The 25,613-nt window shown below is 66.8% G+C and carries 28 protein-coding genes; all 28 read right to left on the bottom strand.

The features are described from left to right. Positions 1-11 precede the first annotated feature (11 nt). A complete protein-coding gene (locus tag ACIGXJ_RS03470; RefSeq protein ID WP_399641055.1) occupies positions 12-578 on the bottom strand; it encodes a hypothetical protein in 567 nt (188 codons plus the stop codon). Between the two features lie 247 nt (positions 579-825). Next, entirely contained in the window at positions 826-1,734 is a 909-nt protein-coding gene (locus ACIGXJ_RS03475; RefSeq protein ID WP_399641058.1) for a hypothetical protein, read from the bottom strand. Positions 1,735-2,071: 337 nt separating this feature from the next. Next, the gene (locus tag ACIGXJ_RS03480; protein ID WP_399641061.1) at positions 2,072-2,305 is read right to left on the bottom strand and encodes a hypothetical protein; all 234 of its coding nucleotides are present in this window, start codon (positions 2,303-2,305) and stop codon (positions 2,072-2,074) included. A gap of 23 nt (positions 2,306-2,328) precedes the next feature. Continuing rightward, entirely contained in the window at positions 2,329-3,177 is an 849-nt protein-coding gene (locus tag ACIGXJ_RS03485) for a peptidoglycan-binding protein (RefSeq protein ID WP_399641063.1), read from the bottom strand. A 37-nt stretch (positions 3,178-3,214) separates the two neighbouring features. Continuing rightward, positions 3,215-3,538: a hypothetical protein gene (locus ACIGXJ_RS03490; protein WP_399641066.1), complete on the bottom strand. Its 324-nt coding sequence runs from the start codon at positions 3,536-3,538 to the stop codon at positions 3,215-3,217. A gap of 93 nt (positions 3,539-3,631) precedes the next feature. Continuing rightward, positions 3,632-4,957, bottom strand: coding sequence for a glycoside hydrolase family 6 protein (locus tag ACIGXJ_RS03495; RefSeq protein WP_399641069.1), 1,326 nt, complete (start codon positions 4,955-4,957; stop codon positions 3,632-3,634). Between the two features lie 21 nt (positions 4,958-4,978). Next, complete coding sequence (locus ACIGXJ_RS03500) at positions 4,979-5,536, bottom strand: hypothetical protein (RefSeq protein ID WP_399641072.1); 558 nt, start codon at positions 5,534-5,536, stop codon at positions 4,979-4,981. Between the two features lie 57 nt (positions 5,537-5,593). Beyond that, a complete protein-coding gene (locus tag ACIGXJ_RS03505; protein ID WP_399641075.1) occupies positions 5,594-6,523 on the bottom strand; it encodes a hypothetical protein in 930 nt (309 codons plus the stop codon). A 15-nt stretch (positions 6,524-6,538) separates the two neighbouring features. Then, complete coding sequence (locus ACIGXJ_RS03510; RefSeq protein ID WP_399641078.1) at positions 6,539-7,438, bottom strand: phage distal tail protein; 900 nt, start codon at positions 7,436-7,438, stop codon at positions 6,539-6,541. Then, positions 7,438-12,243, bottom strand: coding sequence for a phage tail tape measure protein (locus ACIGXJ_RS03515; RefSeq protein ID WP_399641081.1), 4,806 nt, complete (start codon positions 12,241-12,243; stop codon positions 7,438-7,440). Before ACIGXJ_RS03515 ends, ACIGXJ_RS03510 begins: the two co-directional genes overlap by 1 nt. Positions 12,244-12,578: 335 nt before the next feature. Next, complete coding sequence (locus ACIGXJ_RS03520) at positions 12,579-13,181, bottom strand: hypothetical protein (protein ID WP_399641084.1); 603 nt, start codon at positions 13,179-13,181, stop codon at positions 12,579-12,581. A gap of 14 nt (positions 13,182-13,195) precedes the next feature. Next, complete coding sequence (locus tag ACIGXJ_RS03525; RefSeq protein ID WP_399641087.1) at positions 13,196-13,513, bottom strand: hypothetical protein; 318 nt, start codon at positions 13,511-13,513, stop codon at positions 13,196-13,198. A gap of 1 nt (position 13,514) precedes the next feature. Next, positions 13,515-13,706 (bottom strand): hypothetical protein, encoded by a 192-nt coding sequence (locus ACIGXJ_RS03530; RefSeq protein ID WP_399642162.1) that lies wholly within the window; start codon positions 13,704-13,706, stop codon positions 13,515-13,517. A gap of 155 nt (positions 13,707-13,861) precedes the next feature. Beyond that, positions 13,862-14,146, bottom strand: coding sequence for a hypothetical protein (locus ACIGXJ_RS03535; protein WP_399641091.1), 285 nt, complete (start codon positions 14,144-14,146; stop codon positions 13,862-13,864). Between the two features lie 208 nt (positions 14,147-14,354). Next, positions 14,355-14,792, bottom strand: coding sequence for an HK97 gp10 family phage protein (locus ACIGXJ_RS03540; RefSeq protein WP_399641094.1), 438 nt, complete (start codon positions 14,790-14,792; stop codon positions 14,355-14,357). A 4-nt stretch (positions 14,793-14,796) separates the two neighbouring features. Further along, positions 14,797-15,210, bottom strand: coding sequence for a hypothetical protein (locus ACIGXJ_RS03545; RefSeq protein WP_399641097.1), 414 nt, complete (start codon positions 15,208-15,210; stop codon positions 14,797-14,799). A 40-nt stretch (positions 15,211-15,250) separates the two neighbouring features. Then, a complete protein-coding gene (locus tag ACIGXJ_RS03550; RefSeq protein WP_399641100.1) occupies positions 15,251-15,676 on the bottom strand; it encodes a DUF6093 family protein in 426 nt (141 codons plus the stop codon). Between the two features lies 1 nt (position 15,677). After that, positions 15,678-16,109 carry a DUF6093 family protein gene (locus tag ACIGXJ_RS03555; protein ID WP_399641103.1) on the bottom strand — a complete coding sequence of 144 codons (432 nt, stop codon included), beginning with the start codon at positions 16,107-16,109 and terminating at the stop codon, positions 15,678-15,680. 114 nt (positions 16,110-16,223) lie between these two features. Continuing rightward, positions 16,224-17,057, bottom strand: a complete 834-nt coding sequence (locus ACIGXJ_RS03560) for a hypothetical protein (RefSeq protein ID WP_399641106.1) — start codon at positions 17,055-17,057, stop codon at positions 16,224-16,226. 187 nt (positions 17,058-17,244) lie between these two features. Then, on the bottom strand, positions 17,245-18,450 hold the full coding sequence (gene fxlM, locus ACIGXJ_RS03565) for a methyltransferase, FxLD system (RefSeq protein WP_399641107.1): 1,206 nt from the start codon (positions 18,448-18,450) through the stop codon (positions 17,245-17,247). A 17-nt stretch (positions 18,451-18,467) separates the two neighbouring features. Then, entirely contained in the window at positions 18,468-18,800 is a 333-nt protein-coding gene (locus ACIGXJ_RS03570; protein WP_399641109.1) for a lanthionine synthetase LanC family protein, read from the bottom strand. After that, a complete protein-coding gene (locus tag ACIGXJ_RS03575) occupies positions 18,724-19,611 on the bottom strand; it encodes a lanthionine synthetase C family protein (RefSeq protein ID WP_399641111.1) in 888 nt (295 codons plus the stop codon). The genes ACIGXJ_RS03570 and ACIGXJ_RS03575 overlap by 77 nt, the downstream gene beginning before the upstream one ends. Next, positions 19,608-22,574, bottom strand: coding sequence for a lantibiotic dehydratase (locus ACIGXJ_RS03580; RefSeq protein WP_399641112.1), 2,967 nt, complete (start codon positions 22,572-22,574; stop codon positions 19,608-19,610). The genes ACIGXJ_RS03575 and ACIGXJ_RS03580 overlap by 4 nt, the downstream gene beginning before the upstream one ends. 76 nt (positions 22,575-22,650) lie before the next feature. Further along, positions 22,651-22,821 carry a hypothetical protein gene (locus ACIGXJ_RS03585; protein ID WP_399641114.1) on the bottom strand — a complete coding sequence of 57 codons (171 nt, stop codon included), beginning with the start codon at positions 22,819-22,821 and terminating at the stop codon, positions 22,651-22,653. A gap of 433 nt (positions 22,822-23,254) precedes the next feature. Continuing rightward, positions 23,255-23,932 (bottom strand): hypothetical protein, encoded by a 678-nt coding sequence (locus ACIGXJ_RS03590; protein WP_399641117.1) that lies wholly within the window; start codon positions 23,930-23,932, stop codon positions 23,255-23,257. A 48-nt stretch (positions 23,933-23,980) separates the two neighbouring features. Then, entirely contained in the window at positions 23,981-24,340 is a 360-nt protein-coding gene (locus ACIGXJ_RS03595) for a hypothetical protein (protein ID WP_399641119.1), read from the bottom strand. A 65-nt stretch (positions 24,341-24,405) separates the two neighbouring features. Then, positions 24,406-24,771: a hypothetical protein gene (locus tag ACIGXJ_RS03600; RefSeq protein WP_399641121.1), complete on the bottom strand. Its 366-nt coding sequence runs from the start codon at positions 24,769-24,771 to the stop codon at positions 24,406-24,408. Between the two features lie 192 nt (positions 24,772-24,963). Beyond that, entirely contained in the window at positions 24,964-25,479 is a 516-nt protein-coding gene (locus tag ACIGXJ_RS03605) for an ATP-binding protein (RefSeq protein WP_399641124.1), read from the bottom strand. Positions 25,480-25,613: the final 134 nt, after the last annotated feature.

Below are 25,613 nucleotides of genomic sequence, written 5' to 3' on the forward strand. Positions count from 1 at the left end.
CCGACCTGCGCTTACTCGACGGCTCGACTTGCGGCTTTGCCGCGCGGGATGATCTTCGACCCCGGGCCGTCGTACGCACCGTCACGAAGGGCCGCGAGCACCTTCTCGTCGACCTGCCAGTCCACGGTGCGCGCCCCCTCCTGAAGGGCGGGCACATCCCCAAGGACCGGCTCCAGAAGCCAGATTGGCGAACCGGAGAGGGTGTAGTCGGCAGGCCTGAAGCGTCCTGTGTCGACCGCCTTGCGCAGCAGTGCACTCGATGACAGCCGGAAGAGGGTGGTGAGTTCTGCCTGCCCCACGAGGGGCGGCAGCTGGGAGACTTCGCTGACCCAGTAGCCCGGCTCCTGCTCCTTGATCAGCCGCGCAAGCTCACGCTCATCGAGGTACTTTCGGCGCGGGGTCGTCTCGCCAAACGCTTTGGCGAACCACAGTAGCCAGTAGGGCGACCCGCTGATGATCTTGGCGTATCGGTAGTCCAATGTGTGATCACGGCTGATCCACTGGCTTACCTGAAGGCGCTTCACGCCGTACAGGGCAGCGAACTCCGCACCGCCGGCGAGGTACGGCTTCATCTCCACCGGCCTCGTCTCCTCCGCCACTTCATCGCCTCCGGATCACCGCATGTCTGCACATAGATTCTAACCAGTGTTGGCTCATGAAGATCCATGAAAACGGCCAGGGGTCGTTGCACCACTTGGTCAGACATTCAACGGAGTGGGGAGTGTAAACGAGCCCCCCGCGTGTTGCCGACGCAGCCTGCCCGCTCGGAACGTGTGCGAGAGGTGTCCGCAGTGCGCCAACCGTGATGTGCAGCCCTGACCGCTGCTACCGGCGGGAGCTGCACCCGAGAGTGCGTGGGGCCGGCACCCTTTCCGCGTCCCGTACCGGCATCTGCCTAGGGGGAGCAGCATCCGAGAAGACCACGGCGCGTTGAAAGTCTGGTGAAGCCACTACGACGTCGGTGACTGGTCGGATCGCATCCCAGGGGAAGGTCCCCAGCTTCTTCCAGGTGCCCGGGTACACGTTGAGTCGGAGAGCGAAGTAGAGATCCAGCACGAAGCACACCACCCGCCGGCTTTTGCCCTGCCGTTCGGCCAGGTCGAGCTTTTGCTGAACGTCTGTTCTCTGCCCGTCAGAGCTCGGCCGGAGCAGACGCTTGATCTCATGCGCCAGGTCAAACAGACCCCGGGAGAGCAGGCTCTCGGACACGCTGACGACCACGTTCCCGTTCCGGGCAGCGAGCAGCCCCTCGTCATCGACGTAGGCGTGGAAGGGCGCGGTGTATGCGACCTGGCAGAACGTGCATATCTGCCCGCCCGATCCGGCAGGGCAGCGGCGACCGCCGCATCCGTAGGTGCGGTTTGCCTGGATACCGGCCCCCTCCATAGAACGCACTGCCTCCAGGATTGTGTCCAGTTCGCTGGTGGGAGTGCGGGCAGGAACCTCGATCACCCACGGCAGGGTCAGTCCGAACTCGGCGGGTTCCCCCTCGATGGGTCCAGGGTGGCGCTTGTTCCAAGAGGAGAAGTTCCTAAGCGCGGAGGAGTTGACGATCGACACGACCTCAACGGCAACGTCCTCACCCGCGAAGTCGTAGCGGCCGTTATGAGGATCCTCGTAACGGGGTGGGATGTGCATGGTCCCGCAGCGGAAGCACCTATCGTAGGGACGGATCGGGCCGAACAGCCTGCGGCACGTCCAGAAGGCGAACTGCTCCGAAACCTGTTTGCGCACAGCCCAAAGCCTTCCACCTGCTAGGCAGTTGTCGTCATCTCATCATGCCGTCCAAGGGCGTTCTACGACATCGGCATTGCACCGTTTCCTTTTGCGGCTCGTGAAACGGTTGTCACCGCCATCCCTTGTCGTCTCCGTACTACGCCTGGGAGCACGGTAGGGTGGCCTTTCCAAGAGGTCGGAGGCCCCTGCTGCTGCAGGGGCCTTCTTCCTTTGCTGCTCGTCCGCGTGACGGTCAGAGTGACCTGATCTTGCGCAGCACGTGAGAGCAGGGCCCGCCCAGTCTTCACTGGACAGGCCCTGGATCGCTGCCTGACGTCCTCTGGCGGGAGCCGTGTCAGTCCGCGGGCAGCTCGCGCTTCGCCGGACGGGCGTAGCCGAGCAGCCAGCCGAAGCGCGGGGACAGATGCTCCTCCGCGAACCGGAACACAGCGTAGTAGGCGAAGATCGCCGCCGGCGTGAGCACGCCGGTGACGGCGGTCTCGTCCAGGTGGAGGCCGTACCTCCAAGACTCGGAGACGAGCCAGCCAGCTACGGCGGGCACGCCGGTACGTACGAGCGAGGTGAACACGTGATGCTCCTTACCGTGCGGGGTCAGTTGTTGAAGAGGCGAGACCAGGTCTGCGGTCCGGGGTAGCCGTCGGCGTCGCTGCCGCTCCAGCCCTGGGCGCGCTGGAAGTCGGCCGTGTTACGCCGGTCGGCCTCGCCCCAAGTGCGTGAGGGGCCGACGACGTAGTGCTTGCTGTAGCCCCGCCGCACGAGCTGCTGGCCAAGGAGGAGGATCGAGGCGTTGGTCCGGCCGGGGCCGAAGGCGTCGCGGCCGGGGAACGGCGGCGGTCCGGGCTTCGGCGCTGTCGTGCTGGTGGGCCACTTCGGCATCGGCCCCGGATCGGTGTGGGTGTTCTCGGGGACCTGGCTGTGGCCGTAGTGGCCCCCCTCGGTCCGCCAGGTGTGCTCGTTCCGCTTGGCACTCCAGGTCGGTGCGCCCATCGGCCACGTGTCGGGCACCTTCCAGCTCCGCGTCCAGGCAAGGATCTTGTCCAGGCCCTTGGCGGGCGTGTCCCGCACGGTGGCATAGGTGCGGCCGTTCACACGGCAGTTGGGGAAGAACAACGTCTCCACTTGCAGGCAGACGCGCCCGGTGCGGTTGGTGCGCGTGCCGCCGGCGACGTCGACCACAGACTTCGAGCGACTGTTGGCCGGGTAGAACTGGGCCGTGCGGCCGGTGAAGGGGTCCCAGAGCAGATGGGGTGCGGCGCTGCGGCCAGCACTGGTGAAGTAGCGCACGAGGTTGTCGAACGGTACGAGGTCCGCGGGCTTCGTGGCTGTCGCGTTCCTGTCCCAGGTGATGTGCCAGATCACCCGCGGCGCGTATTGGGTTTCGGTGGGGGCTGTGTCGGTGAGCGGGTGCCGCTCGGCTCCCGGCAGCCAGAGGTCGGGCATGGCGCGTTCCTGATTCTCCCCCGCGCCTGGTGTGAGCCTACAATCCGATTCTGCTGGTGGTGATCGCGACGATTACGCCGACCAGGATCGGGGCGACCAAGGCCGTCACCGCCAGTCGGCGTACCGCTCGGGCCTCCTGGCGCTCGGCCTCGCGCTCGCGCTGCAGCGCGGCAACGTCGTCCTCCACGCTCTTGATCCTGAGTTCGTCCGCTCGGCGGTCAGCCTCGTACTGGATCTTCGTCACCATCTCGGCGAGCCGTGCGCCCAGCGCCGCGAAGTCGGCGCGCAGGTCATCGCGCATCTGCCTCATGGCTCGCAATAGCTCCCAGGGCGTGGGGTCCTGGCCCGCGGGCTCGGTCACGGCGGCCTTCCTCCTTCGTGGCCCCGCGCCGTGGAGATCAGTCTAGGGAATGCGACGAGGGACAGGCCTGTCCAGGCGGGACTGCCCCCCGCGCTACCACCCGTCGATCAGGCGCTCCGCCAGATACGGTGAGAACGTCCCTGCCGGCGTGCCGGCAGCCACGCCACACTGTCCGTCCGAGTCTCCCGGGGTTTTGATCCATAGCAGGTAGTCGGCCCCGGCGACGCCGATCGAACTGGGTACGCCGAGACGGCGGCCACCAGGGTTGCACCAGTCGACGTGTTGGCCGAGTTCGTCCAAGGCGCCGTTGCCGTTGCGAGATGTGTCGATTACGAACCCCCTCCCGCGGACGCCGAGGCGAGCCAGCTCGGCCGTGATCTGATGCGCGTACGTGCAACAGACGGCGATGGCATCGAAGTTGGCGACGTTCACAGCGAAGCCTCTGGCGTGCTCGACACCAGCGGACGCCAGGCGAGCCGCCGTCTCCGGCGGTCGGATCCAGGTGGCGTTGCCGCCGTCCAGGTAGACAGTGGTGGCGGGCAGTGCAGCAAGGGCTCTCGCAGCGTAGGCGACCAGGCTGAGACGTTCAGTTCGGGCCGTGTCCGAGGCAAGGTTGCCGAGCTGGGCCAGGGAGTCTGGCTCAAGGACCACCAGGGCAGGCCGATCACCGATGCCCACCACGGCGGCGTCGATCCACGCCCGGTAGGTGTCCGGCGAGGCCGCGCCACCGGAACTCTGCCCGCCGACATCGCGGTTGAACATGTTGTACAGCGTGATGATCGGCATCTGTCCCAGGGTGGCCGCCACGGTCACGTACGCATCGAGATCGGCGCGGATGTCCTTGGTCCAGTCGCCGAACCATCGTGCGCCGGGGCGGGACGCGATGGCCCTGCGGATCTTGGGGGTGCCTTCGTCATCAGGATGGGCGTTCATCCATTTCTGGGCGTTTGAGTCAGGGTCTGTGTAGAAGCCCTCGCGGACGGTGGAGCAGGTCAGCCGGACCTCGGTCAGGTAGATGGTGACGGCGCTCGCCTGCCCCAGCTGGAAGCTGATCTGCCCGGTCGCCGACATCGGAGAGGTGAAGGTGAACACGAAGGCGGTGTCGACGGCTGACAGCCGCATCTGTTTCTCCACGGCCGCCGTCCAGGGCTCTGCTCCGAGGCCAACCTTGGCGGCCATGACCGCGCCCTCCTGCGAAGCGCGGGCGGTGAAGGACAGGGTGTACCGGCAGCCCTCGCGCAGGCTGATGCCGTCCTGGCCGAACACTGCGTCCCAAAGGTTCGCTGCGTCAGTGCTGGCGGTGGCCTCCAAACCAGCTGGCCCGGCGACGATCGTGACCATGTCCGCGCTGCCCGACCACCAGCCGGTCGTGCCGTCAGAGAACGACCCGTTGGTTACCAGGTCACCGTACGTGGGCACGGAGCGCCCCTTTCTGGTTGTCTACTTGGTGAAGGTCACACGCAGCCGCGGCGCGTAGGTCTGGCCGTAGCCGCGCGCCCGCCCGTAGGCGGTGCGGCTTGTGCTGTTCGGGTCCAGGGCGATACCTCGCCACCGCACGCTGTCGAAGATCGTGGAGATATCAACCCACTTGCCCTGATTGCGCTTCCATGGGACGGACATCGCCTCCGGGTCGCACGAGAACCTGGCCGGGCGGCTGGCGTGCTGGTGGGCGCGAATCGTGGCAGTCCCGCCGGCCGCGCTGTACCAGTGGTCGAAGCACCCGGCCGCTTCGACGTTCAGCTGCTGGCCCTCTGGGTCAGCTCTCCAGACGATGCCGCCCCACAGCAGGCGCCCGTCTCGCTCGACGTAGATCTTGGTGTTGCCAGGATCGAGCTGGGAGCGGACCAGGTGGGCGAGGCGGGGCGCAACGGCTCCTGTGAGAGTGCCGGAGGCGGATAGGGCTGGCCCGAACTCAACGCCGGTCAGGGGCAGGTCGCTGGCCAGCACCTTGTTGGTGAGCGCATGAGTTGTTAGGTACCGGTACGACGGCGACGCCATCGGCGCTTCCTTGCTCTCCCCCGCGCCGTGATGGGCTGTTGCTCTGCTACTTGCCAGCTACAGAACGCCTTCAGTGAATTCGACGTCGGCGATGATCGACGTGGAGGCGTCCACCGACAGGTCACCGGTTTCCGTCTTGGACATGTAGGTCTGAAGCGTGAGGAGCTGCGTGGTATTGCGCTGCTCTGAGGAGATGGTGATGTTGTCTGCGACGACTACGGTCTGCCGGCGTACGGTCGAGCTCTGGTTGTCGTCGATGATCGTGTTCTGCCCGAGGTCGGACCCGAGCTTCGTCTGCATCGAGGCGAAGACGTCGGCTCGTGCCATGCGCAGTCCGGCGATGGTGATCACCACTTTGGCCGAGACGGCCCATGCCGGTATGGGGACCGCCCATCGCGCAGCCGCAGGCCAGGCATGCCACTTGTTGTCCTGGTATTTCAGCTCGCTCAGCCCAGACGGGAAAGCGGTGTAGAGCTTCCTGTCTCGGCGCGGGTTCGCGATCCTCCGCAGGTCCTTGATCATGGCGGTGGTGACTGTGGCCGTGTTGGCGGGAAGGTCGAGCCGGGCCAGCGGGATGGCGGTCATGCCAGGCGGCACGTTCGTCGTCGTCGCTGAGACGCCGGACACGACGTGGAAGTAGCCGATCTCGTCGGCGGCCGGGTTCCGGTTGCCCTCGTATTCCGGGTCCTCGACCCGCAGGCAGATGAGGTCGGAGCGCCCGGTGGAGCCTGTGGGAGCAATCGGCACGACGGCGTCCCCCACGTTGTACTGGGTGTACGAGCCTTGCCCCCATGCCGCACCTCTGATGACGGCCGAGCCATCACCCACGCGGACGCCTGCGCCTGGAGTGGTCCATGCTCTGACCTTCAGGTCGTTTCCCTCGGTCACGCCCTGGTTGCCGGATGCCAGGTCACGGACCATCATCCGGAAAGCCCGTGCAGGGTGCGTACCACCGTGGGTCAACATGGGCGGCTGAATCAGTGCCATGGTTTGGTGCTCTCCTTACAGGGCGGTGTAGGCGTCACGCCACGACACCTGCAGGCGGGTGGAGTTGGTGTAGTCCGCGCCGGTCCATCGGACCTCGCTCGTTCCCGGGGGAATCTGGAACAGATCCAGCCGTGACGTGGAGGACAGTGCCGAGGCCGTGTTGCCGCCGTTGCGCAGTACCCAGCGGGTGCCGGGGCGGGTGTCGATCTGGACGGTCTCGTTCTCACCGAGGCTTAGTGAGAGGTCGAGGACTCGGCGGGTCTCCGTGATCCAGATGTGGGGATTGACGACCGGGCCGGTGATTCTCAGAGACGGCCAGGCGGGCAGGTCGCCCGCGTTGTCGACCCAGCCGGGCCGCTCGGTAGGGTCGGCCACACCGGTCGTGATCGGCGCAGTGACCGGGACCGTGAAGCCCTCATCTGCGGAATCGCGGGCGAGGGGGATCGTGATCTGCTGCTCTGGCTCTCCGTGCCATCGCGGGTCAGTCGCTGTGAACTCCAGCGTGACCGGTATCCAACCGAAGACAGCCTGCGCCATCGTGACGGCCTCAATCCGCCGAACCCGCCCGTAAAGTCGCTTGCTGGTGTCGCGGCCGGGCCACAACAGCCTCAAGGTCTGCAAGGCCCCGGCGGTCTTCCGCACCCCCGGACTGGCCGCAGCCTCGTCGAGTGCTGCCAGCGCGGCAACCGCGGCGTCGGGGTCGCCCGGCGTACGGATTCCAGCCTCGACCGTGACCGTGCGGGAGTTGTAGTAGTCGACGCCGGGGAAGGAGCCGTCGTCGTTGGGCAAGTCCACGTCTTGGGCGCGGACTTCGGGCGTGCCCAGGCCAGTGATCTCGCTGATCGGATACACGGTGTCGGGTCCCAGGAGTACTCCCGCGAAGTCGACCTGCCACGGCTGGTTGATCGTCGCCATCAGATACGGCCTCCTCGCTGGGCGTTTCGCAGCCGCCGCATGATCTCTGTGCCGATGCGGTCGGCTGCCTTGGCGTCGCCACCGCCGTTGACGGTCACCGGCATCGAGCCGACGAGCGCGGCGGGCTGCTCACGTACGACGACGACCTGGACCGCGTTGGCCGGCCTGGCGTCGACTAGGCGGGCGGGGCCCGTCACGCCACTGGGGGTGAGCACATAGCCGAAGCGCCGGGCGACATCGTTGAGAACGGCAGTAGCCGCGCCGCGCTTGCCCGCTCCGAGAGGAAGGAAGGCTTCGCCCTCCGTCTCTGGCTCCGCGAACCGGACTATCCCGCGCGACGTGGCGTAGATGCCCGGTGTGAGGATGCCGCCGTTCGCGTAGGCCAGGTGCTTGTTCGCCCTCAACAGGTCGCTGAGGAACTTGTCGGCCTTCTTCCCGAGAACCTTCTTGATGCGGGACCTGCCCACGTTGCCGACGTCGATGATGCGGTCCTCATCCAGCTCGGTCGCTTCGGCGACGGCGTGAATGCCCGTCTTGGACGAGGTGATCGCGCCGATGATCTTCACGAGGTCGGCCAGGTCCTCGTCCGACATCGTCTTGCTGGCGGAGGTCGCCGCGGCGTTGGCGGCCTTTGCCCTCTTCGGTGACTTCACCGCCTGTGCCGCCAGGTCCTCGGCGTCCTGGTCGCCTTGCTCGGCCAGCATTTGGGCGAGGTCGTTGTAGCCGAGAGCGGCGAGCTTGGCGATGTTCTCCTCGAACGCCTGCTGGTCCTTGACCGCGGCTTTCAGCTGGGCGGTGTAGGAGGACAGCGACGGCTTGGCCGTCGCGGCCAGGGCTTCCAGGTCCTTTGTCATCGCCTTCACGTACTTGGAACTGCCGGTGGCCATCTTGTGGGTGAGGTTGATCCCGTCCTCACCCATCTCGGCCAGGGCGTCGGCAACGTCCTGCCCTGCCCGACAGGCGACCGTGTCCAGGTCCTTCCGCCAGCGGCGAGCCACGGAGACCGACTTGTGCAGATTGGTGGCGAACTTGGACAGGCTGAAGCGGTCCTTCTTGTCCCTGGAGTCGCTGGCGATGCCCGACAGGCTGAACAGCTCGGGAGTGCTATACGACCAGTCCGACAGACCGCCATCGGCGTACCAGGTCACCTCTCCGTTGAAGCGTCGGACGACCTCCGAGACGATCGCCTTGCTGCGAGGTCGCTTCGACTGAGCGAGAGGCACATAGGCTTCACCACCGGTTTCCGGCTCGGCCCAGATCCGCATACTGCCGGCGGGCGCAATTTGCGCGACGTGTTGTTCATTGCGAACACCGCCGTTCGCGAAGAAGAACAGCACCGACCCGTTGGCCTGGGCCTGTATGGAGTCCGGGACGCCGTTGGCGTCGCGGTCCCACGACGTAGCCTGTCGCTTGATCAACACGGGCACGACGACCGGCGGGGGCTGATTCGCAGTCACGCTGACGGTGACCGACTTGTGGCCGGGTATGTTCTGCACGGCTATTCCGATGTCGTCCAGCTGCGTCTTGACCGCTGCCATGTCCTCGGAAAGCAGTGCCGACGTCAGTGCCGTTGCCGCCTCGGTGCCCTTCGTCTTCGAGACTGCCGCGATCAGGGTCAGCATCCCCGACCATTCGGCGTTCGCCTGTCCGCCGGCCGTCTTGAAAGCTGCTACCACTCTGGAAAGATCCGGTCCTTCGATGGGCTTGTCGGCGCCCCAGACTGCGCTGAGCTGGTCTGCGACCTTGTCGATGTCGCCGGAAAGCAGAGCATCGCGAAGGGCGTCAGCTGCCTCCCGGCCACGCTTTCGGGCGACTTGGTTGATCAGATCCATGCCGCGGGCAAACTCGTCCCGAGCGTCCTTGCTGGACCTGCGGATCGCCCCGCCGAAGTCCGCCAGTGCCATCTGCTCGGTGATCGTCTGGAACTGAGCCGGATCGTTGGTCTCGGAGGCCTCAGCCCATGCCCGCGCGGTCTTCTCCCCGTACTGGGCCGCGATGGCGGGCAACTGCTCCAGGCCCACTCGGTACGCCTCGGTTGAGCGGCGGGCGTCCTCTTCGACGATGCCCTGCATCTCTTCGGCGACCTTCGTTTTGCCCTGCTTCAGCTGCTGCACCAGTTCGGCCAGCATGGGCGCAGAGTCGACGCCGAGTTCAGCGAAGTGGTCGACCAGCGGTGTGTACCCGGCAAGGGCCAGCTCCGACAGGTTGGACTGGAAGTTGCGCTGAGCCGCCGCTTGCTCGCGCAGCTCACGCACGTAGTCACGGAGGCTGACCTTCGCCTCGTCGGCGCTCTTGCCAGCCTTCTGCATGGCTTCGGCGGCCTCGGACTGGGCGTCCTTGAATGCACGAGCAGGATCGACCGCATCGCCAACGGATTTGGCGAGCGCCTCCACCTCCTTCGTGTACTGGGGAGCACCGTTCTTGTCGAGAGGCAGCAGCATGTCCAGGTTCCAGGCCCCGGCAATGCCTGCCCGCGACTGCTTGATCTTGGCCTCGATGATGTCCATCTGCTGAGCCAGCTCAGCTTCCTTCTGGACCGCGTTCGACCACACCTTGTGTTGCTTGTCCAGCACTTCGACCGCGTCCTCAGCCTCAGCCGACACCGCTGAGCCGAGACTGCCGCTCGGGTCGGTGACCGCGAACGAGCCCTCGGCGCGGATGCGTCGGCGAAGCGCGGCCAGCTTGCTGCCGCCGCTCGTGATGGCATCGATCGCATCTTGTATGTCGACGCCGACTTCCTTCAGCTTCCCCGCATCGTCGGAGTCCGTCAGCTGCTCGGTGAGGGCGCGAAGTCCAGCGCCAGACTGGCCTTCCTCCCGTTCTGCCTGGAGTGCGGTCACCAGTTCTTCGGTGGCTGCTACCGCTGCCTGCTTGGACGCGGTGTAGGCGGCGTAACCGATCGTGCCGACTGCAAGGAGAGCGGTAAGACCCGAGACAGCCATACCGGCGCCAGCCAGGACCGTCGGCATGACGGCGCCCCCTGCTCGGGTCGCGGCCAGCGCGGTCCGGAAGGTGACGAGCTGGGCGTTCGCCTTGGTGAGTCCTGCGCGCACCAGGAGGCTTGCCGCGGCGACGGCCACGAGCGCACCGGCGAAGCTCTTGACTGGGCCCGGCAATTCGTTGACCGCCCCGGCGAAGAGATTCAGGGCGCCTCCGATCTCCTTCAACGCCGGGAGCAGAGCTCGCCCGACGTCGATGCCCAGCGCGCGAGCTTGGTTGGCGAACAGCTGCCACTGGCCAGCTGTCGTGTCCATTTGGATCTCGTACGCCCTTTGGGTGGCACCAGCGCGCTCGACTTCGTTGGCGATCCCCGCATATGTGTCGGCGTAGTTCTGACCGTCCGCAGCGGCCAGCGCCAGGGCGGCCCTGGTGGCACGGATGTCCCGCCACATGTTCGCCAGGTTCTCGGCCGTTCCCCCAGCCGCACGGTTGAGCTTGTTGACGACGACGTACAGTCCATCCTGCTCAACAGCAGAAGCAGTCGACTCGTAGCCGAGGCCCCTGACGGCCTCCTTCAGCTCCTTCGTCGGCTTCATCAGCCGGGTCATGAGCATGTTCAGAGCGGTGGCGCTCTCAGCGGCCGGGATGCCGGCCAACGTGATCGCTGCAAGGGCGCTCGACAGGTCGTCGAACTCGACTCCTGCCGCGGCGGCCATCGGGACGACGTCACCAAGCTGCTGGGCCAGTTCCTCGAACGAGACAACGCCCAGGTTGACCGTCTGGAACATGACGTCCATGACGTCGCTCGCGTCGCCGGCCTCCAGCCCGTACGCCTTCAGCACGCCCAGCAGGGCTCGCGCGCTCTCGGTGGTGGTGAGCCCCGCAGCCGCGCCCGACGCCGCGACCCGCAGAATCCCCATCGCGTCGACACCGTCGAAGCCAGTGGAGACGATCTGGTACAGGCCGTCGGCCAGCTGTTCCGCAGTCTGCGGCAGTTGCGTGCTCAACTCGACGATCTCATCCGTGAACGCCGAGACGTTGTCTGCGGTGATCTGCTGCGAGATCGTCATCACGTTGGCCATCGCCCGCTCCAAGGCGATGGCCTGCGCGACACCCACGCCCAGGGCCGCGCCCATGATCAGACCTGTCTGCGCGAGCGACCTGGCCCGTGCGTTCATCGCCGTGATGACCTCGCCCTGCGCGGCGGCCACCCGCGCTGCGGATGCTTGCGCGGTCCGGGCGGAGTTTCGCTGGGCATCGTCGCGCATGGCGACTGCGGAACGAGCGCGAGCTTCGGCGTCGGCAAGACCGACTGCCGAGCGGGCCGCGAGCTGGTTGGCGCGGGCGGCCGCCCCGGCGGCCGATGCCGCTCGCACCTGTGAGGCGGCCGTGCCCCGCGCGTACTGGTCGGCGATGGCCTGAGCACGCGCGGCTCGCTGGGCCAGCTCACCGGCGTTGGCTGCTCCGCGTGCCTGTGCGGCCTGGGCTGCGGCAGCCGTGCGGGCAGCGGTTGCCTGGGCGGCAGCCGCATTCGCCGTAGCGGCGGCCTGCGCCGTCTGGGCGCGGGCCGCCAGAGAAGCAGCGAGCTGCTGGCTGCGCTGGATGCGAGTCACTTGCTGCTGGGCCTGAGCAGCCCGCTGCGTCGCCTGAGTGACCTGAGCTTGGGATCGCACTACCTGCGCTGAGGCGTCGGCCTGGGCACGGGCGAGCCGCCGGGTGGCGGCCTGCACCGTGTCCATGCGGCCGCCGACGGCGGCGAGCTGGCCGTCGAAGGCGCGCAGTTGCCCGGCCGACTGCCGCAGCCCAGAGGTCAGGGCGCCGTGGTTGGCGATGAGGTTGACGTAGAGGTTGTAGGCGCCGGCCACGTGCTACTCGTCCTTCCGGGGCCTCAGCCCGATCTTGATGCCTCGTCCCTCCGCGCCTCCGGGAACTTGCTCCCGCTCCATCTCGATCAGCTCGCACCCCGGGCACCGGTGGGTCTCAGGGATGTAGGCGAACCTGTCACCACCGGCCTGCTCGTCCCACTCGGCGATCCGAGTCCCACAGCCGTCGCAGACCGCCTTTCTGAAGGCCAGGTAGGCCAGAGCCTTGGCCCGATCCAGGGCTGACCAGCGACCGTCACCAGCGCCGATGAGCTGCGAGTGCGGTAGGCCGTACCGGTCACACAACTCCATCTCCGCCCGGAACCCCGGGTCGGAAATCAGCCTTTTCCCAGATCCGACCTGAGCGTCTGGTTGACCAGCAGGGCGCAGGTGAACAGCGCCTTCGCTTCGGCGTCCGGCCAGGCGTCCAGCAGCTCCTGGGCCTCGGCCTCGGTCATGCCGGCGACGACGGTGCCGTCCACGTCGCGCTCGACGTGGCAGGCCGCGATCAGTGCCGCGGGGAAGGTCTCGACGTTGTACTCCATGCCCTGTTCGGCCTGGGACTCGGTCGGTGGGTGGGCACGCAGCAGCTGCTCCCAAACCGGACGCGGCAGCGCCCGGAAGGTGAGGGTGATGGTGGCGTCTTCCTGCGCCCGCTGTGCGGCATCGAGCGCGCTGCTGGCGGCCAGGACGTCCGGCTGGGCTGCGACCCACTGTTCGCGCTGCTCCTCGGGGACGTCTTGTTCGATCGCCGCACTGGTTGCCTTGGTCCGCGCTTTGGCCAAGGCGAGCGCGGCATCGGTCACTGCCCTCTTGACGTCCGGGTCGTCGCAGATCGACAGAGTCCGTTCCGGCAGACTCCGGTGACGCAGGCGGGCCATCTTCGCAGCCCAGTGGGCGTCCTTGGCGACAGCCGCCACTGGCGGGGTGAACGTGGACATGCGGCACCGTCCCGTCAGGCCGTGGTCGGCACGGTGGTGGCCGGCACGGTCGCGTCGAGGGTCGGCAGAGCGGTGATCGAGAAGCTGACCTTGAACTTGGCCGGCTCGGCGTTGGTGGTGTAGCTCGGGCTGCGGGAGCCGACGCGCACGGGGAAGACGTCCATGCTCTTGGAGCCCGCCACGTCTCCCTTGCGCAGAATCACCACGTACCCCTCGGTGCCCTTGCTCAGGAGCGTCTCCAGGGAGTCGTCGACCTTGTCCTCGTACAGGGTGAGGGCGCTGCCGTCGGCCTTGTCCTCGCCGGGGATGTTCGGCGTGAATGTGCTGGCCATGTCAGGGGTTTCCAGGGGGGGTGTTCTCCAGGGAGAAGCCCTCGACGTCGGAAACGGCGCCGGACAGCTGGGTGGCGTTGGCCTCGCCGGTCAGCTCGGCGCGGGTCGGGATGTTGGTGGCCGCGGCGATGTCCTTGAGGAACAGGAACTGGGTGACGCCTCGGCGCATGAACCGCTGCTGGGTGGTACCCACAGATTCTCGCTCTCCGGGGACTGCCCCGGAGCGAGTACCGCGGGCCCGTCCCACTCAGGTCGCGCAGCAGTGCGTACGCGATCAGTGAGGGAATCGGCCCGTGCCGGTGGGCCGGGCGTCCGCGAGGGGGCCTCCGCGGTGAGGTAGCTGGTTCGTCAGGACCCGAGGGTGGTCACAGTGAAGACGTACCGCTGTACGCAACTGTATACGCCGCTGCTGACGGTCAGACCTTCCTCTTTGTCGAGCTCTCGCCCCATCACGGCACAGCCGGCCACCGTGATGGCGTTGGCATAGGAGCCACGACTTCGACCGAGCAGGGCGGTTCGGACCTTGTCGGCCATCCACTCGGCCTGTTCAGCCGTCAAGGCGACGGAGGTCACCTGTACGAGAACGCGGGCGTCCGCATCACCGTCGCCGTACGGCGGCCCACTGGTGGTCACCCCCAGCGGGTACAGGACGCTGTACGGGATGGCAGCCCCAGTGGGCGTGCTGGATGCGGTCGGAGCGGTGCCGTACCCGCAGCTGCGGGCCGTTGCCGTGGCGAGCGTCCTCTGCACAGCCAGGGACACCTCCCGGCCGGAGATGGGCATCTGGTTTCCCTCTTCCTGTTCTTTCCGGAGTTGCGCCGGTGGCCCTGGTTGCGGCACGTCACAGGTCGCCGCCGATGGTCTCGCCCAGAGCTGCGATGAACAGCGGCCGAATCTCCTCGACTGCCGGACCGACGTGCGGATAGGGCGGCTGGTTGTAGATCCGGCCGAGGCTGTCCGCGCCGACGAATCCGTACTCCAGGCGCCTCGCCTGCGGCTTGTTCGTACCGACGACGGCGGTGACGGTGAAGCCGTCCGCTGATACCTCCTGCGTCCACGAGCGCCGGTAGTCACCCGTGGGAGCGTTGGGGCCCGGCCTGCCGCTGGCCTTGGCCTTGATACGAGTCTCCAGGAGCATGGCGTAGTGCTGGACGGTGGCAGTGACCTCGGGCAAGGTGCGCGCCGCCCTGGCATCGAGCTGCGCGGCGATCTGGGCGGCGTTGGAGTATGCGCCCGCGCGCGGGTGGGCGTTGGGATGAGGGTTCTGCGGGGACACCACGGCTTCAGCCTTCTTCGCCCGCGGGTGCCGATGCCCACTGTCCCTGTGCCCACTCCCGCAGCTGGACCAGCGTCGCGCGTGTCAGCTCGTGGGGACCTCCGTCCATCAGGTCGTGACGCGCAAGCACTGCCTTCTCCAACAGGGCGGCGTCGATAGCCGACAGGAATTGGGCCGCTGCCGGACCCGGCGCGTATGGCACGCCCACCGCGACCCGCGCATGGCCGTCGAAGTCCGGGCTGGTCTTGCCGTGCGCGAACTGGATGATCAAATCCGCTGTCTGACCGGCACGTTGGTGAATGGTGTACCCGGAGATGAGGCGCGAGTAGTCGATTCCGTCTATGCGGAGCGCCGCCTTTGCGCCGTCCGTCCTGATGCTGACCTGCTGGGTCACGGCGGGCGGAGTGTCGTTGATCTCCATGCATCGAGCCTAGGTCGGTTCTCGGACGCTCCGAATCGCCTCAGGACGGGGGCGTGATCTCGTCCAGCCTGGTGACTCGGACCAGTTCCACCGTGGACGCTTCGGCCGGATCGAGAACCTGCCACACGCGTCCACCAGTTGCGGCACTCCCGGAGTGGGCAACGGTCACCTCGACCCGGTCGTACCTAGCCGGCACGGGCGCACTGAGCGGAGTCAGCAACCGGTACCAGGAGACCGTGTCGTCCAGCCACTGCTTGCCGACGATCCCTTCTGCTGTCACCTGGCCGTGTCCGGAGAGCAACGCGCCCGGTCCTTCGTAGATCACATCCGCCGGGACCTCCCCGACCAGCCCGGTGCCCGGATCAAGAACGGGCGTGCCCGTCGGGCGCGTGACACGCACCGTGTCCAAGAGCAGCTTCGTCTCTAGGTCCTTGCGGACCTCCTCCGGGTCGATCGCAGTGCTCATCTCACGCATCCGTCGTCTGGTTGTTCTGATCGACCCAAGTGGTCCGAATGATACTGAGGGTGGAGATTTCACCTATATCGACGACGCGCCAGGTCCGGCCGACGGCGGCCTCGTCCTCGGCCTCGACGATGGTGACGGTGTCCTCCCGAGAAGCGACGGGCGCGGACAAGGGGGTGAGTAGGCGGTAGCGCGACGGGGTGTCGTCGACGTACGCCTGTCCGGCCAGGTGCAGGACCACAGAGGGTCCACCGGAAGGAAAAACAGCGCCGGGACCCTCATAGACGGTCAGAGAAGGGCCAGGCTCGTATTGACCTGTGTCCGGGTTGAAGACTGGTTCACCCGGCCGAGAGACCCTGATCTTGTCGGTCAGGACTTTCTTCTCGACAAGCGTGCTGACGGCCCCCAGATTCAGCCCTTCACTGGATTCGATCATACATTCGAGCTTAGTGGCGTTTCCTGTCTGCCCGACGCGCGCGGAAGGATGCATGGTCGCTGAAGTTCATCGCGCGCTGTACGGAGCGCGAGCGGGCAGGGAAATAGGCCGCTCCTACGGCTGGCCGGGCAGAAGGTCCTGCAACTGCTGCAAAAGCCCGTTCGCATCCAGGGGAGTGTTAGGCCCGGGCCCCGCTGCGACCGTCTGGACCAAAACGGCGACGATCTCAGCCCGCTTGTCATCGGACAGGCCAGAATCGGCCAGCAACCGCTCTGCCGCTAGGTAGCGGGAGAACTCCAGCGGTTGATCAAAGTACGCCTTGAGGTGGTCAGCCGCAGACTCCTGAGACTTCACGAACGTCTTGCTGATGAACCCGGCGAGCGCAGCCGAGACCGCCCCGAGTCCGCCCGTCACGATTGCGCCAGTCGTGCTGCTCACGTTCAAAGCCAGGACAACGAACAGCACCAACAGCGCGAAGCCGACCCCCATTGAGATCTGCGCGCTCAGGAACGATCGCCGCGCCTGGTTCGTAGCAATCTCGTGGTAGAGATCCAGTCGGCGGTGAGTAAGCGACCACAGGCGAGCAAGTGCCAAATCCCGGCGATCGGCCTGCACCTCCGCTTCGTCCTCAGTCCCCGCGGGCGCTGGTCCGGAGCGAGCAGCAAGAGCGCCTTCAACCCCGCGCTCTGCCTCGCGAACACGCTCACGGCCCGCATCAATGGCTCGCTCGGACTCGCGCACATGCGCCGATACGCCATAACCGAGGGCAACCACAGTCACAGCCGCTCCGATAGCGGCCACCCAGAGCATCGCAGGACCTTTCGAGGACTGGGCCTGAACGATGAACCCAACCCCTGCGCTCACGCCTCCGGCAGCCACGGTGAGGCCGACCCAGCGACCGATCCGCTTTAACAGCGAGGAACTCTCAGGCGACGGCTCGTTACCCATAGTTGACCAGCATGCTCATGCAACCACCGTGACGCCACAGAATCCGCCGAATTGCTGGTTGCTAGCGGCGGACCGATCGAACCTCCGTGACCAGCAGTGGCACCCCTAAGCTTCGACGACAGTCAAGGCGCCGCATCACGGGGTGGGTGACGGGCGCCCCCACCCTGAGGGCGCCCGTGCGGTCGGATCAGTAGGTCAGCGTGAGTCGACTCTCCACCTTGCTGATCACGTGCCCCGGACCATCTGCCGCGTCGGCCGACGCGGGGGTGACGGTCAGGCGCGGAACTGCAGTGCGTGCCGTGCCCCAGTCCTCGATGTGCGCGATGAGGTCCTGAGCCAGTTTCTCGGCGTGCGGTCCGTAGGCGGCGGCGCCGAGCTGGTGGGGGCGCTGCGGGTCGACTCCCTCGCGGCGCACGATCAGGTAGGCGAGAGAGTCCCCGTCGATCAGCACTGGGCTGCGGACAGGCACTGCGGGCCGCAGGACGAGTTCCTGAGCCATCGCCTCGGGCATGACCTGAAGGCGGCACACGCGATCGTCTGAGGCAGTGGCTCGCAGCCACACGCCGTCGAACGATTCCTCACCGCTGATCCGCTGCTCCGACATGACCTCGATGCCGGTGGTCGTATTCAGGCTCTCGCCGAGAGCACCGGAATCCACAGGTTGGTCCTCATCGTGGAAGACGCGGATCGTGTCGGAGGCGTTGAGGGCGGTGGCCTTCTCTCCATCCTGCCCGATGATCGGAACGAAGCCGCACAGCTCCATGCCGTCCGAGACAAGGGCGTCACCGTGGCGGATCAGTGCCACGGCTCGAGTCTGGCCGCGCCAACGCAGCGGGAGGACGAGGCGCCCACCCTCGGCGAGTTGCTCCCACCATGCGGCCGGCACGTCCCACAGACCCACGGCTGCGAGCATGCGATCGTAGGGAGCGTTTTCCGGTGCGCCGATCAGCCCGTCGCGCTCCATCACGTGGACCCGCTGGTATCCGGCGCGGTCGAGGGCGGTCCGCGCGTGCAGCGCCACATCAGAGTCGATGTCGATGCTGGTGACGTTCCCCTTCTCACTCGCCAGTTCTGCGAGCAGTGCAGCGTTGTAGCCGGTTCCGGCACCGATTTCGAGGATGTTGTTGCCCGGCTGGACGTCGAGCTGGCCCAGCATCATCCCGACGAGGGACGGCACAGAAGCGCAGGAGAGCGGCAGAGGGCCACCGAGGGGGTTGTCTTTGATGGAGACAGCTTGGTCGGTGTAGGCCTCCTCAAGGCCGATGCCGGGCAGGAACGCTTCTCTGGGCACCGTGCGCATGACCCGCTCGACTTCGTCGGTTAGGCGTCCGTCCAAGCGGATCTTGTCGACGAGGCGGTTGCGAAGGTCGGCGGCGGTGGGGGTCTGACCCACTGGTCGGTCCTTTCAGATCAGTTCAGGAGAAGGCACCTTTCCCACCCCAGGTCGTCGGGGCGGGGGGTGCTGAGCGTGTGCAGCGTGAGCAGAACGCCGGCGCTGCCAGAGAGCAGGCCGACGTTCTCTGGTATCTCGTGCCGCACCAGGTGCTCGCTGAGGTGTGCGCGCAGTCTTGGCAGTTCGTTGGCGATGGCGGAGGTCGTGGCGTCGGCCGCGATGCGGTCGCAGGTCAGGAGTAGTCCAGCCCAGCCGTGGCAGAGCGTTGCGTCCTCAATCCGGGAGAGGTGCCGGGGGGGGCGTGATGGAGCCAAGGACGACATGCTCAGCGAACTGACCTGCTTGTGCATTGCGGCGGGCGAGCGCGGCAAGTTGTAGGGCGCGGCCGATGCCGGGCGCGCCGTAGCACCAGGAAGGACGGCCAGGTTCGTTGCCGCCGACCGGTCCGTTCACGAAATCGCGCAGTGGTAGGCATTCTGGCCATCCGAGGGTGCCGTCGCTGAACGGTTGCGCCCACTTGGTGAGAAACCTGATCCCTGCGTCAAGAGCTCGGTCCTGGCCATCGACGGTGATTCCTGCCCGGCTGGACAGAGCGAGGAGCGCAAGCGGGCCAGGCGCCCCGTGTGCCATCCCGAAGTTGGCGTGTCCGGTGGCGAACGCTCCGGCTTCCGGACGGCCGCGTGGTCCATCGAAGGTCCACCACCCGGGGACCTGGTGATCGACGACGGTGAGCGGTTCGGTGAGCAGTCGTACGAGGTAGTGAAGGATGCGTTCAAGCGCGGTCTCTTGCTCTCGCCGCAGCATATAGGCGCCGAGCCCGGTCAGCCCACTGATCAGGTCGTACTCCGCAATGCGGGGTGGACGCCCGCTGTCCATGCGGCGCTGCGCGGCATCCAGGCGGGCGGCGACGATCGCGATCGTTTCAGCGTTCAGCTTCGCGAGCGTCCGTGAAGCGGCCGACGGCTTGGCGAAGTCCAGGGCGTAGGCAACGGCCGGCACACCTCGGTACAGACTCGCTTCGTCGGGGTAGGCAGCTATCGGCTGGGTGGTGATGGCCTGCACGGTGGCACGGGCAGCGGCCCACGAGCCGCGGGTATTGGCAGCCACCAACTCATACAGAGCGGTTCCCGTGAGGCCAGCCCCCAGGTCGTCGTGCCTCATGCGCCCTCCCGAATTGTCAGTGACCGGCACGCCTGCCGTGCAGCATGGCGACAAGCTGCCTCGCTGGCCCGATCGGGCCCGACCATCCGGTTGTGATGCATGTGCAGCAGCGATTCAAGAACTTGCCCGAGGCGCTGGTCGCCAAGGCAGATCCGGTACCTCCGTAAAGCGTCGCGACGCTGGGTCAGGGACGCAGCCAGGCGGGCGGACGCCGTGAGCAGCGGCAGGCCATGCACCTGCTTCAGAGTGAGTCGGGTGGTCTCAATGCGACCCGCGCCCGGCTCAGCCGCAGCAGCCATCCATTTCCAGCCTTCGCGAGTGCCGAGGAATCCCTCAGCCAAGTCGATCATGCTGAGGGCACACACCACTTCCCTGTCAAAACGAGGCAGATCGGATAGCGCGTAGCGGGTCACCAGGGTGTCCGCGATGAACACCGCTTCGGCGGCCTCCATCGCCGGGCCTACACCGTAGCGGCCGGTTTCCGGCCGGTAGCCGTCGATGACGAGGTGGGAGGCGAGCCGGTCGGCAGTGAGCTGATCGGTCCACGCAGCCAGGCTTGCCAAGGTGTTGGTGCCTACGGGAACACGGATACGCAGGTGATCGGACTCGTGTAACGACCGGTAGCGCACAAGCCATACCTCGGACGTGCCCAACTCCTGCAGCAGCCCAGGCAGACGGTCGGTGATGATCTGATCCATGGCCGTCGGATGGGTGAACACCTTCGCTTGCAGCCAGCGGCCGACTCCGACGCCCGGAAGGTCCTCGTTCGTGAGCAGTGGCGCGCTTGTCAGGTCCGGGTGCGGGAGCTGTGAGCCGGCAGCTGCGAGCGGCACCGTGATCTCGTGTGCGTGTCCGATCCACCCCAGGTCATCGCTGGGCGCCGTCTCGCAGAGAACTGCCCACTGGCGCCGTTGCAAGTGCTGGTGGATCAGGCGGGCATGGAGCGATTCGGTCAGATCGAGGCTCATCGTGCGGTCGTCGTCATGGAGTTCCAGACGTGTTGGGCATCGCCACATCGAGGCCCAGTCGAGGAGTGCCGCGTGCCACTGCTTCGAGAAGGGTCCAGCTGGCAGCGCAGTGACGGACAGCTTCCAGCGCGCCGGAGCCAGAATGGCACGGCGATAGCGGATCCGTGGCAAGAACGGCAGGGCGGCGGCAGCCGGGCCCCAGTCGAAAGCGGTCCAGGCGGTGACCGAACCCCGGCCGAGCATGGCCAAGAACCGAGCGATGGGCGGAGCCTGCTTCTCAAGCGCAAGGGGGTGCAGCACTAGCGGTTCCACCACCCGCCGACGGGAAACGCTGACCAGGTGCAAACGCCTGCCGGTGGAGAAGACGGCCAGGTCGTCGAGATCAATGACGTGGTCGGACGGCTCCTGATGCTCACCGACGCTGAGCACATGGGGCACCACTGCGGGGATGCGGGCAACATTCTCCCCGTGGGGGAAGACGGGGCTGAACGAGAGCTGTGCGGGCAGTGCTCCCTCAACCGTGGTGGGAAGCGTCCGATACAAGTCGGACATTGCAGTCCCGAGGAGGACCATAAAACGCCCGGAAAGGGCGCCCGCCGTCCAAGCCGGCCGTAACTCGATCAGGAAGTCGCCTCGGTCCAGCGCAATACGGCTGACGGAACGGATCCGAATCCCCAGCTCGACATGCGGCGCCACCAGCTCGATCTCGGCGCCATCAGTCAGTTGGTCGATGTCCGTGTCTGTGAGGGCGACCTCGCGGTTACCAGTGACGGCTGCCTGCGAGGCCTTCGCCGCCAGCCATTCATCCCGCGACAGCACCGTGGGCGACGTGTCCTGCCATAACGACAGTGGGTAGTCGGCGGGAAACCCGATGCCAGCAGCCAGGTCGGCGGCATCACGTACGGGAACCAGGACCCCTGCGCCGTACCGCTCCCAGAAGTGCGTGGCGTACGTTGCCCAGGCCGTTGACTCCCCGCGAGCACGGGTGAGCCGGAGGAGCACATCAGCGGCATACTCCGCCTCGTCCAGAACCTCAGCGGGCACGCTGACTTGGGCGTCGAGCCGCAGGTCGATGCAGATGCGGCTGCGGCTGGATGCGGGGACGAATCGCATCGTGCCGTCGGCGGCTTCGCGGAGAGCATCGGTGTCAGTGCCAGATGCCTCGTTGTGCGCGGCGAGGAGCTGCCCAGCTTCAGCGAGCTGTGCGAGGACGCGCCGGGTTGCAGTCTCCAGTTCCTCCTCATGCGGGGCGAGAATACGCAGGATGTGCCCTGCGGGATCAACATTGGTCATCGGTGCCGAAAGGTTGCTGATCAAGTACCCGTCAGCGAGAGCCTGTTCGATCAGATGCCGGGCCTGTGCGGGAGTTCCCCCGACCTCGATGAGCAGCCGCTCAAGCTCTTGGCCCGTGGTGGCCTTCTGCACGGCCTGCAAAAGAGCGGACAGGGGGCGGCTAATCCTGGCGGTGGCGATACGACCACCCGGCCGGGGCACATTGATGGTGTCACCGCACAGGAACGCCGTGGTGTTCATCTGCATGGTCAAGTACGGCAGGACGTCGGCGCGGCCTTCCAGGTCCCTGCGCACGTGGTCGACCCATAAGGTATCGGGGCGTGCGACGGCGTGATGCGCTGTGCCGAACTCGGCTGAGGCGGGGCCAACTGCGGCCAGGGCGACTCCGGCAAACAAGCCGAACGGTGTCGGCCGCCCCGTGGCACGCAGGAGGTAGCCGGCGACAGAGCAGGCTGCCTTGTGAACCCGCTTCGACTCGATGTCGGCGCCATCGAGGATCCGTTCCACGTAACCGACCAAGCGCGGGGAGGCTGCGCGCAGCGACGCGACGAACACGCTGTCCTCCCACACACGCGCGAGCCACTCAAGACAAGCCTCCGATGAGTCGACAGCAGGCCAGTCTGCGGGGCGGGCCGTAGCAGGCATGGCGGCGGCGCGCAGCACCAGCACGTCTCCGGAGCGCCGATAGATCGGTCGTGGCATAGGTGTCCTCCCTCTCGGTCGTGCGTCGGTGCGGGCGGGCGCTTGGTCTGCCCGCACCGACGCGAGAAGTGCCGGGTCAGCTGGACGCGCAGGACGACGCGCAGGAAGCGGCGCACCCGTCACTGCTGTCGCAGGCCTCGGTGATCGGCGTCGGGGCGTGCGTGATGGTGGTGTCCAGTTCCCACTCGTCGTCGAAGAGCGAGCTCCCGAGGGTCTTCGTGGCGAGTGGCGCAGTGACCTGGGCCATAGCTAGTCCTCCTTGATAAGACGGCCGCCCATGGCACGGGGCGGAGGAGTCCGCAGGACCCCCGGTGTGACCTGCCTTTCTGGCGGGTGCAGCTCACACCGCGGGCACCGCAAACCGGGTGGCGGGCCGGCTCTTGCTCTTCCAGAAGCCAGAGCCGGGGGCGCCGTGACGGTGCCGCACTTCCCCCCTGATCGAAGTCTTCATCCGGCTGACCTTTCGTAGTGATTCGGCCCCGTGCCAGCCCGGAAGAATGAGCTGGCACCGGGTGTTGAGACCCCTCCTCGCTGGAGCGCGAGCCGCTACCAGGTAGGCAAGGGGAGTGCGAGCCCCGGCACGGGGTCATTTCCAGCGCCGTGTGGGAATGGGGCAAGCAGCCCCCCGCCGGGAGTTGGGCTGCCCGACAGCCGGTCCGAGTTCGACCACCGAGCATGAGTCATGCGGCGTATACAGCCGCCGCAGTCAGCGCCTCCATCAGCTCGTCGACGGTGATGAGCTGGAAAGTTGTAAGTCGCCGAACCAGTTGGAATGCAAGGAAGACGGCCGACTGGGTATGGCCGTAAGGCAGCAGCCGGTGTGCCGCGTCCACGACGTGCAGTCCGTGCTCGGCGTCGGCACCGTACACCGCGCCGTAGACGCCGTGCAGCGGAGCGCACTGGCTGAGGTACACCAAGGGACGGCCTTCCAAGTGCGGGAACGAAGCAGCTGCCGCGCGCACGTGCTCGCCGCACACGGGCGGCTGCACAGTGAGCACCAGGTCGTCCTCCGACCGCAGCTCGTTGGGGCTCGCGAGGAAGATCCACCCCAAGGGGGTTCGAGCCGGGGCCACACACACCGCGCACTTCAGCCCGAGCATGCTCTCGCGCTGTCGTGCCGGGTGAACGAGCCGCTGCCGAGGTTCGCCGGCCGGCATGCCGTGCACGTCTTTCAGCGTCTCGGAGTACCGGGCCCACAGAACGCCCTGGCTGTCTCGGTCACCGGCGCGCTCGTCCCGGTAGGAGAGCCGGGGCCGACCGGGGACGGCCAGGTCCATGACCAACGTGCCCGGCACCATCTCCTCGGTGTCTCGCAGGGTGATGTAGGGAACCAGGCGCGGCTCAGTCGCGGTGCCCATGGTGGGTTCTTCTTTCTCGTTCGCGGGCTTGATGGAAGGAAGTGCAGCTCATGCTGGGCGGAGGACAGCACGTACTGTCTTGCCGTCCTCCTTGTGTGGCACGAACCGCATGACCCGGGCTCCCAGACGGACGATGTGCCAGAGACCGCGGCCCCTTTCCCCTCGCGCGGCGGCCTCGAAGTCGCGGAGGCCGTAGAGGCGCAGCATGTCCCGGACGCGGCTGGGGGCCAGTGCGCTGGCCGCCCGTTCCATCTGGCTGACGGCGGCCAGGTTGAGCCGCAGGTGCTTGGTTATATGAATGGCCGTCTTGTCGCGGTCTCGGCGAAGGGCGCGGAGATTGGAGCCGACGACGAGGTCGCCCGGCGGAGGGGTCTGCAACTGGGCTGGAACGGTCGTGTGTGAGAGCACGTGGAGTCTTCGGGTCTCGGTGGTGGTTATGAGGAGATGGCCAGGGGCGTTCTGCTCCTACGGGTTCACGCCGACCCCAGGGCGGATAAGCCGTACGCGTCCGGGGTGTCGATGGCGGAAGAGGTCAGCAGGTATGCACCAGTACGCCTCTGCCATGCGGCCAGGTGCGTCTCCTTGCCCCGGCTGAGCATCACCATCAGCGGCGTGATGATGCCCTGTGCTCTCCCCGACTCGACGGCGGCCAGGGAGTCGTGCCACCCCGGACATCCCTCTCGGTCCTTCATCGGGTCCGCGCTGTCGAGGAACTCGCTCACGATCTCGCAGTGCGCTTCCTTCGCGTAGCGCCGGGCTGCGTCGACCGTGCGATCCGCCAGTTCGCCGAGCGATGCAGGAAGGCAGGCGTACAGCACGAGGGGGGTACCCGCTGGCACTGCCGGTCGTTGGACCGGTAACGCTGTGATGGTCATTCTGGGCTACCTCCGCCCACCGTGGGCTGTCGTTTTGCGAGTCGGGAGTCTGGCTGCCACGAGCACATGGACCCTGGAGTCGGACGAGTGGAGCGCCGCGCCCCCGTTACCCATCGCCGTGGGGGAATTACGGAGATCCTCACGGGGGCGCGGCTGTCAGGGGGTGGAGCGGCCGTGAACGTCGAATGCCGTGTGGGCCGCAGCCTCGTGTGTGAAGCCAGCGACAGGTTCCATGGAGGGGGATCCCTTGTCGTGAGAGAGGGAGCACCAAGTGGTCGTGCCGTCGGGGCTGACGCCCCACTGGCTGGCGAGGGCTGCGACCAGCAACAGCCCACGGCCGCTCTCCTCGGCGGCGTCGGGCCGGCGGGGGCGGGGAGGCTGCGGGTTGCCGTCCGTGACCTCGATGTGCAGCTTGCCGTGGGTGTATGTCTCCTTCAGCCGAACGGGGTGGCCGCCGCCGTGCTGGATAGCGTTGGTGACCAGTTCGCTCACAAGGACATCGGCTGCGTCGGACAGGTGAAGTGCCTGCCAGAGGCGTAGGTGGGCGCGGGTGAGCCGCCGCATTTGCGGGACGCGGACATCGTCGGGGAGGAAGCTCACGTCGAAGCCGAGCACTGTCTCCTGGTCGGCAGCGGAGTGTGCCACCGCGACTTTGACGGTCGTGGAAGTCATCGGCTGTCTCCCGTGAGGCAGTCGCAGGTGTATAGGGAGGACGTCGCTGTCGAGCAGCTCAGCCGATGAACGCTGTGCGTGACGTTGTTGGCCAGCTTGCCCCGAGCGAGCCTGCAGCAGCCTGCCGTGGGCCC

The organism is Streptomyces sp. NPDC053367, from assembly GCF_044545925.1.
Lineage (GTDB): Bacteria > Actinomycetota > Actinomycetes > Streptomycetales > Streptomycetaceae > Streptomyces.

Coding starts and splice junctions, on each gene's coding strand:
- ACIGXJ_RS03485 (WP_399641063.1), bottom strand. CDS start 3,177: ATGCCCGACCTCTGGCTGCCGGGAGCCGAGCGGCACCCGCTCACCGAC.
- ACIGXJ_RS03500 (WP_399641072.1), bottom strand. CDS start 5,536: ATGGCGTCGCCGTCGTACCGGTACCTAACAACTCATGCGCTCACCAAC.
- ACIGXJ_RS03505 (WP_399641075.1), bottom strand. CDS start 6,523: ATGGCACTGATTCAGCCGCCCATGTTGACCCACGGTGGTACGCACCCT.
- ACIGXJ_RS03510 (WP_399641078.1), bottom strand. CDS start 7,438: ATGGCGACGATCAACCAGCCGTGGCAGGTCGACTTCGCGGGAGTACTC.
- ACIGXJ_RS03520 (WP_399641084.1), bottom strand. CDS start 13,181: ATGTCCACGTTCACCCCGCCAGTGGCGGCTGTCGCCAAGGACGCCCAC.
- ACIGXJ_RS03525 (WP_399641087.1), bottom strand. CDS start 13,513: ATGGCCAGCACATTCACGCCGAACATCCCCGGCGAGGACAAGGCCGAC.
- ACIGXJ_RS03545 (WP_399641097.1), bottom strand. CDS start 15,210: ATGGAGATCAACGACACTCCGCCCGCCGTGACCCAGCAGGTCAGCATC.
- ACIGXJ_RS03550 (WP_399641100.1), bottom strand. CDS start 15,676: ATGAGCACTGCGATCGACCCGGAGGAGGTCCGCAAGGACCTAGAGACG.
- ACIGXJ_RS03555 (WP_399641103.1), bottom strand. CDS start 16,109: ATGATCGAATCCAGTGAAGGGCTGAATCTGGGGGCCGTCAGCACGCTT.
- ACIGXJ_RS03560 (WP_399641106.1), bottom strand. CDS start 17,057: ATGGGTAACGAGCCGTCGCCTGAGAGTTCCTCGCTGTTAAAGCGGATC.
- ACIGXJ_RS03570 (WP_399641109.1), bottom strand. CDS start 18,800: ATGCACAAGCAGGTCAGTTCGCTGAGCATGTCGTCCTTGGCTCCATCA.
- ACIGXJ_RS03575 (WP_399641111.1), bottom strand. CDS start 19,611: ATGAGGCACGACGACCTGGGGGCTGGCCTCACGGGAACCGCTCTGTAT.
- ACIGXJ_RS03580 (WP_399641112.1), bottom strand. CDS start 22,574: ATGCCACGACCGATCTATCGGCGCTCCGGAGACGTGCTGGTGCTGCGC.
- ACIGXJ_RS03585 (WP_399641114.1), bottom strand. CDS start 22,821: ATGGCCCAGGTCACTGCGCCACTCGCCACGAAGACCCTCGGGAGCTCG.
- ACIGXJ_RS03590 (WP_399641117.1), bottom strand. CDS start 23,932: ATGGGCACCGCGACTGAGCCGCGCCTGGTTCCCTACATCACCCTGCGA.
- ACIGXJ_RS03605 (WP_399641124.1), bottom strand. CDS start 25,479: ATGACTTCCACGACCGTCAAAGTCGCGGTGGCACACTCCGCTGCCGAC.